The organism is Hyphomonas sp. (genome assembly GCF_017792385.1).
Lineage (GTDB): Bacteria > Pseudomonadota > Alphaproteobacteria > Caulobacterales > Hyphomonadaceae > Hyphomonas.
The window spans coordinates 316,272-330,652 of sequence record NZ_CP051230.1; the positions used below are offsets into that span (position 1 = coordinate 316,272).

Genomic DNA, 14,381 nt, shown 5'->3' on the forward strand with positions numbered 1-14,381 from the left:
CTTATGCGGCATCCTTGGAGCCGTAGGCCGCCACCACGCGAGCGAGCTGGCCAGCCGGAGCCTGAACGACGCCAGCAACCTTGGTTGCCGGTGCCTGCAGGAGGCCGATAAGCTTGCCACGAAGCTGGTCGAGAGAGGGCAGTTTCGCGAGGCTTTCGACGCCCTTGGCATCGAGAACCTGATCGCCCATCACCGCACCGATGATCACGAGCTTGTCATTTTCCTTGGCAAACTCGTCGGTGGCTTTCGCCGCCGACACCGGGTCGGGAGAGTAGGCAATTGCCACAGGACCCGAGAAGAGCGCCTGGGCCGCATCACCGCCTTGACCGTCAAGGGCGATTTTCGCCAGACGGTTCTTGACCACCTTAAGCTGTGCGCCATCCTTACGGAGCATGCCGCGCAGCTTGGTCATTTCCGCAACGGTAAGACCGGTATAGTGCGTCACGACGACGGCACCGGACTCGCCGAAAACCCCTTTGAGGGTTTCGAGAGCCACTGTTTTTCCAGCTTTATCCATAGCGGGTCTCCAGTTTGAGGCGCCCGGACCATCCGGCCGCCCTGGTAATCGCCTTCCGGCCGAAGCCATCCAGCGCCTGCCCAGGGATTGGCCTGCCCGGCTTTTCAACAAGAGGAGGCATCCCCCTGTTTCCGAACCGTTTTTACGCCTCACCCCGTCTGCATAGGTGACAGAGGACTGTCTTTATCCCTCCGAATGAAGGGGCCTATGGTCTAGGACAGGAAAACGGGAGGCCCCCGATGCATATCAGAGAACTCCCGTCAAGAGGCGCTTGTTAACGCTTTATCCCCAACCCCGCAACCCCCCAGAGTCAGAAAAAGTCAAGGGCGGTGAAGACAGGGCCGGAACCGGCGCGCGAAGCCAGCTCAAACCTGCATGCATCCGGCGCGAACGCCCGCCTTATTGTGCCACGGACGCGGTGCAGGCGGTCATCCCTTTTACCAGTGAAACTGACTGCTCGGGCGACAGGAGTTCAGCTTGATCCGAGAGATATTCAAGGACAGCGATCAACTCTCCATCGGCTCTGGCAAGCTCCGCTTTTTCTGTGTCATCGAGTGATTCAGAGCCTCCGGCTGGATCGGCCGTCCCTTGCGGGGCCGTTGTCGATGGAAATTCGACTTTCGCAATCGCTTCCAGCAACCCCTTCATTGATGGCGGCGCTTCGCCATAGATGGCCGCTTCAACTTGATCGATGGCAGTCGACATGGTCGAAAATGCTTCTCGCTCTGCCTTTATGCCCAGCGCCAGCTTCGCGCGTGCCGCTTCTGCCCGTGACATGGCTGCGACCAGTCCTGGGCTGGGTGAGTCGAACCTGCGAGCAATACTTGTGGCGAGAGACAGTTGCGTGTTCAGAGCCTCATACGCGTTGGAACTACTGTTCAGCATGTTGTAGAAGCCGGACTCACTGACCGCGAATGAGACACCAATCGAACTGGCAACCTGGAAGGCCTCATCGAGTTGTTGCTTGTTCTGCTCATCCAGGTCGATCAAGCTATCCGCCTTCGCGGCAATGCATCTCAGGGCCAGCATCCCCTTCACCCTGAAGGCCGCGCGGTTGCCAGGCTTCAACTGCGTCGCCGACGCCCCGGCAACGCTGGTCACCAGAGTCGATGCGATGATATTGTCGGCATGCGCGTCAAAGCCGGTAAACGCCAGCGTGGCGGTTGCACCTGCCACTGTGAGCGTATTGAGTATCCGGCTTTCCTTCGACAGTTTGTCCGCCGTTTTTCCGAAATCCTGATGCAGGGCTGCAATTCGCCGATAGTTGGCCGCAAACCTGCTGTCCGTTTGCAATTTGTTGAAACTGACGTCTGCGGGTCTGCTGATCGACGTGCTCGCACACCCCGAAACCACGGCAAGGGCCGCAACCCCCATCATAAATCGTTTCATCTTCCCCATCCCCATGGCTGTAGCGGACATTGCGTCCGTCCCGGCCCCATGCCGGGCAATCCACCCTCCCACACCCGGCCGGGCGGGTCCGTGACGGGGCTCACACTGCCGCGTCGCCGCCCTATCCGGCGGATTGGCCAGCCGCACCTCCAATCAAATCAAGCGCTTGCGAAATAGTTCGCAAATCCTGTCCCCCTCCGCCGGGGCCGGGCGATACTGCGGTCCATGAACCTTGCCCACGCCCCTCTCCCCACGCCGGCCGAGCCGGACCGGCTGGAAGCCTTTGCCCATGACCTGCTGGGCCATCTGGTGCGGGCGCTCCTGCAGCTGGCCGGTCAGGGAAGGGACCGTGCCCGGCAAGCCTTCGACATGCTGGTCCTCGCAGAATTGATGCTACGTCGGCTGATCTATCTCGCGGCGCTGCGGATCGACCTTCCCGTCCCGGTGGCGACACGCCCATCGCCCGGGACGCGCCCACCGGCCGCCACGCCCGGCGCCGCACGCATGCCCGGCCTGCCCCGTTTCCAGCTGGTCGAGCCACTGCCGCGTGAAGCCGGGCCCGCCCGTGATCCGCGGCCCCTGCTCGACCCGGCAGACTGTCCGCGCATCACGGTGATGGACGCCCATGCACGGCCCTGGATGCAGGAGCCCGCCCCCGCCGCCCTTCCCGGGGTCCGCCCGGATCTTGAAACCCGCTACCTGTTCCGGGCGCAGGCTCTGGCAGGGGCCTTCGCCAATCTGAACGATGAAGCCGCGCGGCTCGCCCGCTGGATCGCCCGCCGGAAGGCGAAGGAGTCCGACCGGCAAAGCCCGTTGGCGCTGCCCCCGGAACCGGAAGACCTGGACCGTGCCCGGACCGATCCGGCCTGGCCGGTCCTGGTCGACATTCACCTGATCGCCGAACACATGGTCGGCCCCGACACGAGCTGACACATCCTGCGTCTGTCCGGCCCCCTTTCGCCCGCCCCGGCCATGCCGGCGGCGGCGCGCGTGCTGCCCGGGACACGCCCCATGTGTGCAAGTGTCGCGTTCGCAAACTTTCCCGGCCCGGCTATAGCCCCGGCCCATGCCTGCCCTGTTCAGACATCTCCGCATGCTTGCGCTGCTGGTCCTTGTGGCCGGTATGGGCGTGCGCGGCACGGTTCCGGCCGGCTACATGGTCGACACGGCGGAAGATGGCGGCGTCATCATCCGCATCTGTGGCGACGGGGTCGGCGCCCTCATGCGGCTCGATCCGGAGGCCGGCACGCTGGAAAGGCTGCCGGATGATTTCGATCCGGACGCGCCCTCCCATGACAGCGACCTGCCCGACACGGCCACCTGCCCGTTCGCGCTGACCGCCATGTTCGACCTGCCCCGGACGCCCGCCCTGCCTGCGCCGGCCGAATTCGGCCTGCCCCGGCTCGGCGCCAGCCTCTATGTCGTGCCGCTGTCCCAGCGGCCTATCGACACCCGTCTGCCTGCGCGCGGGCCGCCCCTCTCCGCCTGATCTGACTTTCCCGAAAATTCAATCAGACACCGCCTGCTGACCCAATGCAGGCGAAGAGGACTTGTACATGAAACACCTGCTCACCGCTGGCACGGGCCTGATCGCCCTGGCCACCTGCCCCCTGCTCGCCGCCGCCGAAACGCCGGACCCGGCCCTTCAGGACGTCATCATCGTCACCGGCCACCGCACCACCACCGCCACAGACTCTGCCCTCATCCCCGAGGCCGCCCCGCTGGACGGCGTGGACATCACCCGCCTCACCGCCCGCACGCCCGGCGCGGCCCGCATCGGCAATGGTGAAATGTCCGGCCAGATGCAGTATCGCGGACTGTTCGGCCCCCGGCTCAATCTTCGGATTGATGGCCACAGCTTCGCCTCCGGCGGCCCGAACCTGATGGATCCGGCCCTGCACTACGCCCCCACACCCCTCGTCGCTGCGGTCCACATTGATCGCGGCATCAGCCCGGTCTCCGAAGGACCGGGCATTGGCGGCGGTGTGGATGCCGTTTTCAAGAAGACCGACTATTCCAATTCGTCGGATGCCAGCCTCGGCTATGATCTGACGATTGGCGGCCGCACCGTAAATGACAGCGTCTCCACCGGCGGCATCCTCGGCGCGTCCACCGATACCTGGCGGGCAAACCTGCTTGGCGCCTATGAAGAAGGCGACGACACCGAATACAAGGATGGCACGATTGGCGGCTCCGAATTCCAGCGCAGCATCTATGGTCTCGCCACCGGCCTGCGCACCGATCTCGGCGAGTTCAGCCTCGACTGGCGTCGCCACAATACCGGCTTCTCCGGCAATCCGCCCTTCGGCATGGACATTCGCTTCGTCGATACAGACGTGCTGAAGGCCGGCTATGAGAACACCTTCGGAGACGTGCTGGTCGAGGCGTCTGCCAGCTATACCGATGCCGCACACGGAATGAATACGTTCGACCTGCGCCCGGCCATGATGCAACGCGAAGCCTTCGCCTATGCCATCACGCGGAAAGCAGACATCGCCGCCACCTTCCCGGCCCTTGGCGGCAGCCTGCAAATCGGCGCGGACACGGCCGAGGAAGACCACAACATTCATGTGGTCGATCCGGGCAATCTCGACAACTTCGTCTATTCCCTGCCAGACATCGTGATCGACCGCACGGGCGCCTTTGCCGAATGGACCGGCGCGCTCGGCGCGTTCAATGCCGAGCTTGGCCTGCGCGTCGATGACTATGACGGCACCGGCGGCACGGCCACCTTCGGGGCCGATGCCTCGATGGGCCAGAAGATGCTGGCCGCCAGCTACAATGCCTCAGGCCGCAGCACGGACGCGACCACAGTTGACGTTGCCGCCCGGCTCTGGCGTCCGATCACGGATGACCTGACCTGGCGCGTGACGCTGGCGCAGAAATCCCGCGCACCGTTTTACCTGGAATGGTTCCAGTGGCTTCCCTCCGGCTCCAGCGCGGGCCTTGCCGATGGCAATGTCTATCTGGGCGACCAGTCCCTCGATCCGGAAGTGGCCCTGATCGCGGAGACCGGCTTCGACTATGTGACCGAAACGGCCTATATCCGCCCGACCGTCTATATCCGCCAGATCGACGATTTCATTCAGGGCACGCCCTTTGATGACACGCCGGGCGTGGCAGACTCGATGGAAGAGATGATGGCCAGCATGCATGGCAGCTCTGCAGCCCTCCTGCGTTTCACCAATGTCGAAGCGCGGCTGATCGGCTTTGATCTGGACGCCGGCATCGACCTGCCCGGCCCGCTGCGCGCCGATGCGGTGGTCTCCTATGTGCGCGGGGAGCGCCGGGACATCGATGACGAGCTCTATCGCATCGCTCCGCCCAGTCTGACCGCTGGTCTGACCTGGGAAGGCGCGACCTGGTCCACCACGCTGGAAACCCGCGCCGTCGCCGAACAGGACAAGGTATCGGTCACGAACCTCGAAGCGGAAACGCCGGGCTATGTGACGCTCAGCCTGTATGGCGACTGGCAGGTGACAGAGGGCGTTCGCCTGTCGGCGGGCGTGGAAAACCTGCTCGATCAGGTCACCCGCGACCATCTGTCCGGCTACAACCGCAACGCCTGGAGCGACGTGGCCGTGGGCACCCGCCTCCCCGGCGCCGGCCGCGGCGCCTTCCTCCGCCTGTCCTTCGTGGGCTGATTATCACTATCACCTCCCCTGCCCCGCAGGGGAGGTGGCCTGCTCCACTCACAGCCGCCTCCCCGGCGCACGCCGGGGTCTCCCGCAGAAACGCCGTGAAGCCAACCGCAATGGACTCCGGCATTCGCCGGAGATACGGCAAACAGGAGAAATCACTCTCACCCTGTCATCCCGGAATTTGCGCCAGCAAATATCCGGGACCCATCTCGCGGCAAGGCACCCATGCTGCTGGGTCCCGGATAAATCCTTCGGATTTTCCGGGATGACAAATTGGTTTGGGCGGGAAGCAAAATGGCGGGGTGCGCTCCGCCAACCCGCCCCGCTCAGCATGAGCGCTCATCATGTACGGACTCATCCTGAGCGAAGTCGAAGGATGAACTGGCCGGGGTCGAAGGATTAAGAGCCAAACACAAGAAAGCCCGGCGCATTTCTGCGCCGGGCTTCACTCTGTTCTCTCTCGAAATCCGATGTCGGATCTAGGCAGTCTGGCTGACTTCCGCCGTGTCGATCACCACGCCTGCGCCCATCGTGGACGACAGGGCGATCTTGCGGATGAACTGGCCTTTCGCGCCCGACGGGCGGGCCTTGGACAGGGCATCGAGGAACGCCTTGACGTTGGTCTCGATGTCACCCTCGGAGAAGCTGGCCTTGCCGATGCCGGCATGAATGATACCGGCCTTCTCGACGCGGAACTCGACCGAGCCGGACTTCGCGTCCTTGACGGCCTGCGCCACGTTTGGCGTGACGGTGCCAACTTTCGGGTTCGGCATCAGGCCGCGCGGGCCCAGCACCTTGCCGAGGCGTCCGACCACGGACATCATGTCCGGAGACGCGATCACGCGGTCAAAGTCCATGAAGCCGCCCTGGATTTTCTCCATCAGGTCCTCGGCGCCGACGAAATCGGCTCCGGCTTCCTTGGCTTCATCTGCCTTGGCGTCCTTTGCGAACACGGCGACGCGCACGTCCTTGCCGGTGCCCGACGGCAGGTTGACCACACCGCGGACCATCTGGTCGGCATATTTCGGGTCAACGCCGAGGTTCACGGCGATTTCGACGGTCTCGTCGAACTTCGCCTTGGCGTTCGATTTCACCAGCGCGACGGCTTCGGTGATCGTGTAGGCCTTGTTGGCGTCCACGGTTTCCGCGATGGCGCGGGTACGTTTTCCTGGTTTCGCCATGATGCTTACTCCGTCACTTCGATGCCCATTGCGCGGGCGGACCCGGCAATGATTTTCGAGGCTGCGTCGAGGTCGTTGGCGTTCAGGTCTTCCATTTTCATTTCCGCGATCTCGCGAACCTGGGCCATGGTGACCTTGCCGACCGTCTCATAGCCCGGCTTGTTGGCGCCGGAAGCCGGCTTCTTGCCAAGCTTCAGCTTGGCAGCCTTCTTCAGCAGCACAGTGGCCGGCGGAGACTTCACGACGAAGGTGAAGGATTTGTCCTGATAATAGTCGATCACGACCGGAACGGGCAGGCCCTGTTCCATGTTCTGGGTCTTGGCGTTGAACGCCTTGCAGAATTCCATGATGTTGATTCCGCGCTGACCGAGCGCCGGGCCGACAGGCGGCGACGGGTTGGCTTGGCCGGCAGGAATCTGGAGCTTGAGGTGCCCCAGCAGTTTCTTAGCCATATTGTCCTCTCGAACGTTTCAGATGGGGCGGTGGTCTTTCGATCCGCCCGGTTACTTTGGAGGCCCGTGGTCTGGCCGGGCTAACGGCCTCCCACGGAAGCGGGGCGTATGGCTGAAAAACGGGGGAATTGCAACTCCCCAGCTGAAAGGCTGCCAGATCACCGGCAGGTCTCAGATCATGGTCTCGCGGGCGTGGCAAACAACAGTCGGCAGGTCGCGCCAATGCGCACACGGCCATCAACCTTCACGAATGGCGCAATCGCCGCTGCATGGGCTGCGTTCACGGCGTCTTCACCGGAGGCGTCCATGGCCTTCGCCGCCACGCCGGAAGAGCCGATCCCGCGCACGGCCAGCGCCGCGCTTTCATATTCCCAGGGGCTCGACACATCCACCACCTCCAGCGGCGTCAGCCCCGCCTCGGCCGCGAATGCGCGCAGCCGGGCCTCGTCCGACAGCGCAAACGGTCCGGGCGCGCCCGGTGGCGGGGGCGGCAGGAGCGGTTTCAGGGCGCCGACAATCGCGGCCGCTTCCATGCCTTCCGGCTCGCCCCAGGTCATGATGACCACTGTGCCCGAAGGTGCCGTCACGCGCCGGGCTTCGGCCAGCGCCGCTGCGGGATTGCCGGCATACTGGAATGAGTTGAATCCGGCGACCACATCGAAGCTGTCATCCTCGAAGGGCAGGTCTTCCAGATCGCCTGTCTGGAAAACGCCGTGCGGGACACGCTCCCGGGCAATCCGGAGCAGCGGGTCCGATGCATCGATCCCCGTTATCTGAGCGCCGCGATCCGCCGCCAACGCCGCAGCCATGCCGGATCCGCATCCTGCATCGAGGTAGCGCGTTCCTGCCCCGACACCTGCATGCTCAAGCGCGGCAACATATCCGGCGCGGAATCCGCCTTCCTGCAAATCCGCCCAGTCCCGCGCCCGCATGCCCCACAATCGGCCATTGGCCCCAGCTGTCCTGCTTTCGGTCATCTGTTCCCCCGTCCTGCACCATGTGCTTGTGCGCCCGCAGCTCCCCCGGTCGCAAAGTCAGGGGAAGGCCCGGCGGCACCCGGCAGCCAAGCTCGGAAACAATCGCCCAGCAGGCTACATCAGCGCATAGCCACGGGCGTTGATGTAGCGCTTCAGCTCCTCGGCCCGGCGCAGCGGGTCCGGGTGGGTGGACATGAATTCCGGCGGGCGCTGGCCTTCCGACTGGGCCGCCATCAGCTCCCACAGGCGCACGGACTGGCGCGTGTCATAGCCGGCATTGTGCATGTAATCGACGCCCAGCTTGTCAGCCTCCAGCTCGTGCCGGCGGCTATAGGGCAGGATCACGCCGAATTGCATCGCCGCGCCGCCCAGTGCGCCAACCGCCGCGCCATACTTGCTCAGCTCTTCCGACTGCGCCACGGCAATCTGCCCCGCCATCAGGCCCACTTGCGCGGCGGTCGAGACCGACAGGCGCTCTGCGGCGTGGCGTCCGACAACATGCCCCGTCTCGTGCCCCAGCACGGAGGAAAGCTGATCGTCATTCTCGGTCAGTTCGGTGATGCCGCGATAGATGCCGACCCGGTTGCCTGGCATGACGAAGGCATTGACGTCATCGGTATCGAAGACGGCCACGTCCCAGTTTGCGTTCGGATCAATGTGCCCGGCCTTCACGGCGCCGGCAGAGGTCCGCTCCCAGACGCTCAGCACCTGGTTCTTGAGCCGGGTGTTCGAGACGACCGGCGTCTGCGATTTCATGTCGGTCCAGGCCGTCGCCGCCATGCTGGCGACCTGATCTTCTCTGAACAGGATCAGCTGGCTGGACCCCGTTGCCGGATTGGTCGTGCAGCTGGAAATGAAGGGGAAAACGGTGCCCGCGGCGATGCCGGTGATCAGCGCGCGGCGCGACAGGCGGACATTCGGCGCGCCAGCCAGCACTTCGCTATCAAATTCGACTAGTTCGGCCATCTCAAATCTCCCTATCGCCTCGGACGGGAGGTTAGCCCTCCCCCCTCAAAAAGCAATCGCACCCCTGCGCGATTGGTTCCAAGATTGGAAGATTCTGCCTGAATTGGCCCTGAACGCGCCGTTATCTAGACCGCGTCGCCTTCCACTGTGTCCCCGGCCAGCACCGCTGCCTGCTGCACCCAGCCTTCGCGGGCGATGCGTCCGGAGAAGTGCAGCTCCTGGTCCACCCAGGCAACATTTTCCGGCGACCAGGCCGCGATCTGGTCATAGTGCCAGATGCCCATCTCGTTCAGCAATTCCTGGATCTTCGGACCGATGCCGCCAATCTCGGTCAGATCGTCCGGCGAATTCTCCACCGGCTTGTCGAGCGCCAACGGACGCACGCCAACCGCTTGCGGGGGCAAGTCTTCGGCATCGGATTCTTCCTCCGCCTCGTCAAAGGCATCGTCCGCCATATCGGCGTCATCTTCGTCAGCTTCAGCCTCCACATCCGGCGACTCGTCATCATTCAGTTCCAGCGCCGCCAGTATGGCCCGGCTCGCCTCTTCCGCGCTGGCCACCGGGGGGTCCCCGGCCTCTTCGGACTGATCTTCTTCCACGGCCTCGTCGGAATCATCCTCTTCCACGGCCGCACCGGACAGTTCGACGGCATCGGCCTCGTCAGCCTCCACAGGCTCGGACGGGGCATCGTCCGCGAACCGGTCAACAATCTCGAAGGCCGGCACATCGACTTCCGCGTCCGGGTCTGCGGCCATCTCGACCGGGGCTTCCTGACTGTCATCAGCGTCGTCCACAGGCGGCACGCCAGCAAAGGCCTGCTCCAAGCTGACTTCCTCGTCCGCCTCTTCTGCCGCCTCAGCGTCCGGCAGGTCCAGATCCGTCTCAGGCTCCGGCGGGGCCGCGTCGACCTTGGCAGGCACCTCTTCCTCGGCAGCCTCTACAGGCAGGCCGATCTCGGTCGGGTCAGCCATCGGCTCCGGCTCGACCTCGGTGGCACGTTCGGCAATCGGCTCGGGAGCGGTCTCGACCGGTTCCTCAATTTCCGGCTCGGACGTGCCGATCAGTGGCGCCGCGTCAGCGTCGTCAGCGCCTGCTTCGGCTTCGGCTTCGGCTTCGGCCTCCGCATCGGAATCGCCTTCGAAATAGGCCAGACGGCCTTCCAGGAACCGGTTGCGCCAGCGCAGGCGCGCCAATTCCTCATCCGCTTCGCCATGGCCCTGACGCGCCGCCGGGGCGGCCGCCGGCACCTTCATCCGGGCAAGCTCCGCCTCAAGCGCCTCGACGCGCTGCTTCAGGAAGTTTTGCTGCCAGTCGGCCTTGGCCGTGTCGGCATCGCTCGCCGCCTCAGCAGGGATCGCCGTCTCGACCTGGGCAACCTGCTCGGCTGGCGCCGCGCTTGCGCCGTCACTGACCAGCGATTCCAGATGGCGCACACGGCTTTCAAGATGGCGATTGCGCCAGACCAGCGCCGGGTTCGGGTCGGTGGCGCCACCAACGGCGGCCAGCGTGCCGGTCGCAGCGGCCCCTGCCGCCCCGGCGCCCGCGGCGACCGCTTCGCTCGCTTTCGCCTTCAATGCTTCGAGTTCGCTCTTGGCCCGTGCAAGATCATCGGTCAGGCGCTGGATTTTCACGGTCTGCTCGGCCTGCGCCTCGCGGGCGTTCGGATTGCCCACCGGCTGGCCCCTCTGGGCGGCATACAGGCTTTCAATCTCTTCCTTGGCCTGCTCCAGCTCGGTCTGGGTCACATCCCGCTCGACCATGGCCCGGCGCATCTTGCCGACCAGCAGCATGCCCCGGATCGCCCAGCCGAGAAGCAGTCCGAAAACGGCCACTCCGATCAGCGCCGCCCACATATGTGCCAAAAGCCACGCCATCTATTCGCTCCGTTCTCGAACCTTGAATCCTATCCGGCGATTCTTCGCCCGGCCCTCTTCCGTGTCATTACTCTGCACGGCCTCGTCGGGACCATAGCCGATTACAGTCAGTCGCGAAGGGGGAAATCCTGCCGACGCCATATAGTCGCGCACCGCCAATGCCCGCGCTTCGCTGAGGGCCAAATTGGTGGCCCGGTCACCGCTGGCATCGGTATGTCCGCCAACTTCGAAGACCAGTCCCGGCGCACACCGCGCCGACACCGCCATCAGCTTGTCCAGCGTCTGGCCGCTTTCGCGTGTGATCGTCGCACTGCCGGTTTCGAAATACACCTTGCTGGTCTCCATCACCCGGTCAAACGCCGCCTGGCAGGCCCCGGCCGGGTCCGCCTCGAAATCGATCTCGCGAATCTCCGCCACATCGACCTGCACCGTATCGGTGAAAACTGTGACAGGATAAGGGCTGTTCAGCTTGGCGAGATCCTGCTGCAAGTAAGCCAAAGTGGAGCCGGACGCCTCACCCTCGAAACTGAAGCCGGTTTCCTCGGGTTCGAACGCCATTTCCCCGCTGCGGAAATTGGCGAAATGCGGCAGGCCCACCCGCACACCGTCAATCCATCCGGGATGGGCGCTGCCCGCCACCTGCATCTCGTCACGAACGGTCTGGGCATAATACTGCCGGGCGATCGCCAGGATTTCTGCCCGCTCGGCCTCGCTGGCCACCTTGCCGGACAGGATCAGTTCCCCCGCCCCATGGGTCGCGCTCCACAGAGATGGCCCGCGCAGGAACGGCTCGCCCCGGAAAGGCGCCGTGATATTGGCAATGTCGGCAGACACTTTCGCCCGCGTTGCACTGTCCATGGAGATGCCGCGCAGGCGCACGGACGTGTCCGTCAGGCGCGCCTCTCCGGAGTCGAGCTCCGACAGGCTGTCCAGAACCAACCGCGCCATGCCCTGCCAGTTCCCAGCCGGGGCGCCATTGGCCACGGTCATCCGGTCCTCGATCGGTTGATCTCCGGCATGGCGGCCGGCCGTCTCGAGCAGGCCAGCCCGGATCGTGCGCGAGGGCACATGGCCCACCAGCACGAACTGCCCTTCCGGCGTCTTGATGGCCCGCCAGGCATAGGGCGACACCGGCGGCGCGGTGCCCACACCGCTCTCGACCAGCGTGACGCCGCCCATCAGCAGGCCGCCTGGCCCGCTGGAGGTCAGCACGGTCTCGGCCGCCGCCTGAACCGCATCCGCCGAGGGTGCCTTGCCGGACAGTTCGGCCCGCTGGCCATGCATGCGCACCCGGGCCCAGCCGAACCCGGCCTCGGACAGCGCCGCATTGGCATTGGTCTCCAGCCGCGCTTGGAGGTTTACAGGCGTGCTTGCAGACTGATAGACGGCCCACCAACCCGTGAAGATCAGGCCAATCAGCGCCAAGCATCCAATAAGGTAGTCGAGCAGTCTCATAGAGGCCCCGCGACCTCCTCCATTGATTATCCCCTGACCCACAGGGATGCCCTATTCAGCATGTCCCCGCAAGAGTTGCCCCGCAGAGCCAGACCCCGTTCACAAGCCTCATGACCCAGCCCGAAGAGATCATCAGCAGCGCCTCAAACCCTCTCGTCAAGACCTTGAAAAGTCTGGAAAGAAAGAAGGGCCGCTCCGAGACCGGCCTGTTCCTGGCCGAAGGTGCACGTCTGATCGGCCAGGGCCTCGCCAATGGCTGGCAGGCGGACGCCCTTCTGGTCGCTGCAAGCATGGCCGACCGCCCCCATCTGGCCGGCCTGATCAAGGATGCCCGCAGCGCCGGGGCCCGGGTCGTGCTGGCGGCCGACAAGCTGATGTCCCGCATCACCCACAAGGACAATGCGCAAAGCGTGGTCGCCGCCTTTCGCCAGCGCCACCTGTCCCTGGACGCCCTGCCGCAACAGTCCGGCGGCCTCTATCTGGCGCTCTATGAAGTGCGCGACCCCGGCAATCTCGGTACCATATTGCGGACCGCCGACTGCGCCGGGATCTCCGGCGTCATCCTGGTCGGGACCTGTTGCGACCCCTACAGTTTCGAAGCCGTGCGCGCCTCGATGGGGTCAATCTTCGACATGCCTTTTGCCAGCGCCTCCTTCGACCGGTTCAATGCCTGGCGGAAGGGCCTTGGCCTTTCCATGAGCGCCGCCTCGGTCAACGGCACGGCGCGGCATGACCGGACGGATTTCACCACCGGATCGGTCATCCTCATGGGCAATGAGCAGTCCGGCCTGCCCGCAGAGGCCGAAGCGGCCTGTGACCAGCTCTGCCTGATCCCGATGCGCGGCGGCGCCGACAGCCTGAACCTTGCCCAGGCCACCGCCATCATGACCTATGAAGCCTGGCGCCAGAGGGATTTCAAATGAAGACCGAGACCCGCCTCCTGATCGCCGATGACTGGGAAGACTATGCCCTGCTCGACAGCGGGCATCTGCAGAAGCTCGAACGCTTCGGCAGCCAGACCGTGATCCGGCCGGACCCGCAAGCCTTCTGGGAACCGGCCCGCCCGGTCGAGAGCTGGCGCGCCGACGCCCGCTTCTCCACCAAATCCCAGGACGATGATGGCGCCGGGAACTGGGAGGTCCTCTCCCCCAAGGCCCGCGACAGCTGGCCGATGCAATGGAACGGCCTCACCTTCGAGGCCCGCCGCACCGCCTTCCGTCACATGGGCGTGTTCCAGGAGCATTCGGTGCACTGGCGGTTCGCGCAGGAGAAAATCCGTGCCGCCGGACGCCCCATCAAGGCGCTGAACCTGTTCGGCTATACCGGCATGATGTCGCTCGCCTGCGCGGCGGCCGGCGCCGAAGTGGTGCATCTGGACGCCAGCCCCAAATCGAATGGCTATGGCAAGGACAATCAGGCCATGAGCGGCCTGAATGATCGCACCATTCGCTGGATCGCCGATGACGCCATGAAGTTCACCGCGCGCGAGATCCGCCGGGGCAATCAGTATGACGCAATCATTCTCGACCCGCCGAAATTCGGCCGCGGCCCGAAGAACGAGACCTGGCGGTTCGAGGAGAACCTGCCGGAACTGCTCGATACGGTGAAGACCCTGCTCAGCGACCGGCCCCTGTTCGTGATCCTGACGGCCTATGCCGTCCGCCTGTCCTATCTCGCCCTGTCACAAGCCCTGGCCGACCGGCTCTCTCCGCTTGGCGGCATCATGGAGACCGGCGAGATGGCCCTGCCCCAGCAAGGCGCCGACCGCCTGTTGCCGACCGCGATCTATGCCCGCTGGCATTCCGGGAACTGATCGACAGCTCCTGCCGCTCCCCGAAATCAATCAGCCCTGAGCCTGGTTCATGTGAGTGCCCATCAAGGGCACGATACGGAACCCGCCAAAAACCCGATCAAAAACAAAAACGGCGG

Annotated in this window: 13 protein-coding genes; 5 read left to right on the forward strand and 8 right to left on the reverse strand. The window is 64.6% G+C overall.

What is annotated here, in order from left to right; translation table 11 throughout:
• Position 1: 1 nt before the first annotated feature.
• Positions 2–517 carry a 50S ribosomal protein L10 gene (gene rplJ, locus HF955_RS01555; protein WP_291077281.1) on the reverse strand — a complete coding sequence of 172 codons (516 nt, stop codon included), beginning with the start codon at positions 515–517 and terminating at the stop codon, positions 2–4.
• A gap of 399 nt (positions 518–916) precedes the next feature.
• Positions 917–1,906 carry a hypothetical protein gene (locus HF955_RS01560; RefSeq protein WP_291077283.1) on the reverse strand — a complete coding sequence of 330 codons (990 nt, stop codon included), beginning with the start codon at positions 1,904–1,906 and terminating at the stop codon, positions 917–919.
• A gap of 225 nt (positions 1,907–2,131) precedes the next feature.
• Here HF955_RS01560 and HF955_RS01565 point away from each other — a divergent pair, with 225 nt between their 5' ends.
• From HF955_RS01565 to HF955_RS01575, 3 genes are all read left to right on the forward strand, one after another.
• Positions 2,132–2,836 carry a hypothetical protein gene (locus HF955_RS01565; protein ID WP_291077285.1) on the forward strand — a complete coding sequence of 235 codons (705 nt, stop codon included), beginning with the start codon at positions 2,132–2,134 and terminating at the stop codon, positions 2,834–2,836.
• A gap of 136 nt (positions 2,837–2,972) precedes the next feature.
• Complete coding sequence (locus HF955_RS01570) at positions 2,973–3,395, forward strand: hypothetical protein (RefSeq protein ID WP_291077287.1); 423 nt, start codon at positions 2,973–2,975, stop codon at positions 3,393–3,395.
• Between the two features lie 67 nt (positions 3,396–3,462).
• Complete coding sequence (locus tag HF955_RS01575) at positions 3,463–5,550, forward strand: TonB-dependent receptor (protein WP_291077289.1); 2,088 nt, start codon at positions 3,463–3,465, stop codon at positions 5,548–5,550.
• Positions 5,551–6,026: 476 nt separating this feature from the next.
• Here HF955_RS01575 and rplA read toward each other — a convergent pair whose 3' ends face one another.
• The 6 genes from rplA to HF955_RS01605 all read right to left on the reverse strand — a co-directional run bounded on the left by rplA (position 6,027) and on the right by HF955_RS01605 (position 12,452).
• A complete protein-coding gene (rplA, locus tag HF955_RS01580) occupies positions 6,027–6,728 on the reverse strand; it encodes a 50S ribosomal protein L1 (protein WP_291077291.1) in 702 nt (233 codons plus the stop codon).
• Positions 6,729–6,733: 5 nt separating this feature from the next.
• Positions 6,734–7,180, reverse strand: coding sequence for a 50S ribosomal protein L11 (rplK, locus tag HF955_RS01585; RefSeq protein ID WP_027837369.1), 447 nt, complete (start codon positions 7,178–7,180; stop codon positions 6,734–6,736).
• Positions 7,181–7,356: 176 nt separating this feature from the next.
• Entirely contained in the window at positions 7,357–8,157 is an 801-nt protein-coding gene (locus HF955_RS01590) for a class I SAM-dependent methyltransferase (protein WP_291077293.1), read from the reverse strand.
• Positions 8,158–8,271: 114 nt separating this feature from the next.
• Complete coding sequence (locus HF955_RS01595) at positions 8,272–9,123, reverse strand: M48 family metallopeptidase (RefSeq protein WP_291077294.1); 852 nt, start codon at positions 9,121–9,123, stop codon at positions 8,272–8,274.
• 125 nt (positions 9,124–9,248) lie between these two features.
• On the reverse strand, positions 9,249–10,997 hold the full coding sequence (locus tag HF955_RS01600; RefSeq protein WP_291077295.1) for a hypothetical protein: 1,749 nt from the start codon (positions 10,995–10,997) through the stop codon (positions 9,249–9,251).
• Positions 10,998–12,452: an OmpA family protein gene (locus HF955_RS01605; protein ID WP_291077297.1), complete on the reverse strand. Its 1,455-nt coding sequence runs from the start codon at positions 12,450–12,452 to the stop codon at positions 10,998–11,000.
• A gap of 110 nt (positions 12,453–12,562) precedes the next feature.
• Here HF955_RS01605 and HF955_RS01610 point away from each other — a divergent pair, with 110 nt between their 5' ends.
• A complete protein-coding gene (locus tag HF955_RS01610; protein WP_291077299.1) occupies positions 12,563–13,375 on the forward strand; it encodes an RNA methyltransferase in 813 nt (270 codons plus the stop codon).
• Positions 13,372–14,265 carry a class I SAM-dependent methyltransferase gene (locus HF955_RS01615; protein WP_291077301.1) on the forward strand — a complete coding sequence of 298 codons (894 nt, stop codon included), beginning with the start codon at positions 13,372–13,374 and terminating at the stop codon, positions 14,263–14,265. The genes HF955_RS01610 and HF955_RS01615 overlap by 4 nt, the downstream gene beginning before the upstream one ends.
• Positions 14,266–14,381 lie beyond the last annotated feature (116 nt).

Excerpts from the sequence above, each read along its gene's own strand:
- HF955_RS01570 (WP_291077287.1), top strand. The coding sequence starts at position 2,973 with ATGCCTGCCCTGTTCAGACATCTCCGCATGCTTGCGCTGCTGGTCCTT.
- HF955_RS01610 (WP_291077299.1), top strand. The coding sequence starts at position 12,563 with ATGACCCAGCCCGAAGAGATCATCAGCAGCGCCTCAAACCCTCTCGTC.
- HF955_RS01590 (WP_291077293.1), bottom strand. The coding sequence starts at position 8,157 with ATGACCGAAAGCAGGACAGCTGGGGCCAATGGCCGATTGTGGGGCATG.
- HF955_RS01605 (WP_291077297.1), bottom strand. The coding sequence starts at position 12,452 with ATGAGACTGCTCGACTACCTTATTGGATGCTTGGCGCTGATTGGCCTG.
- HF955_RS01560 (WP_291077283.1), bottom strand. The coding sequence starts at position 1,906 with ATGAAACGATTTATGATGGGGGTTGCGGCCCTTGCCGTGGTTTCGGGG.
- HF955_RS01565 (WP_291077285.1), top strand. The coding sequence starts at position 2,132 with ATGAACCTTGCCCACGCCCCTCTCCCCACGCCGGCCGAGCCGGACCGG.
- HF955_RS01615 (WP_291077301.1), top strand. The coding sequence starts at position 13,372 with ATGAAGACCGAGACCCGCCTCCTGATCGCCGATGACTGGGAAGACTAT.
- HF955_RS01595 (WP_291077294.1), bottom strand. The coding sequence starts at position 9,123 with ATGGCCGAACTAGTCGAATTTGATAGCGAAGTGCTGGCTGGCGCGCCG.
- HF955_RS01600 (WP_291077295.1), bottom strand. The coding sequence starts at position 10,997 with ATGGCGTGGCTTTTGGCACATATGTGGGCGGCGCTGATCGGAGTGGCC.
- rplK (WP_027837369.1), bottom strand. The coding sequence starts at position 7,180 with ATGGCTAAGAAACTGCTGGGGCACCTCAAGCTCCAGATTCCTGCCGGC.
- rplA (WP_291077291.1), bottom strand. The coding sequence starts at position 6,728 with ATGGCGAAACCAGGAAAACGTACCCGCGCCATCGCGGAAACCGTGGAC.
- HF955_RS01575 (WP_291077289.1), top strand. The coding sequence starts at position 3,463 with ATGAAACACCTGCTCACCGCTGGCACGGGCCTGATCGCCCTGGCCACC.
- rplJ (WP_291077281.1), bottom strand. The coding sequence starts at position 517 with ATGGATAAAGCTGGAAAAACAGTGGCTCTCGAAACCCTCAAAGGGGTT.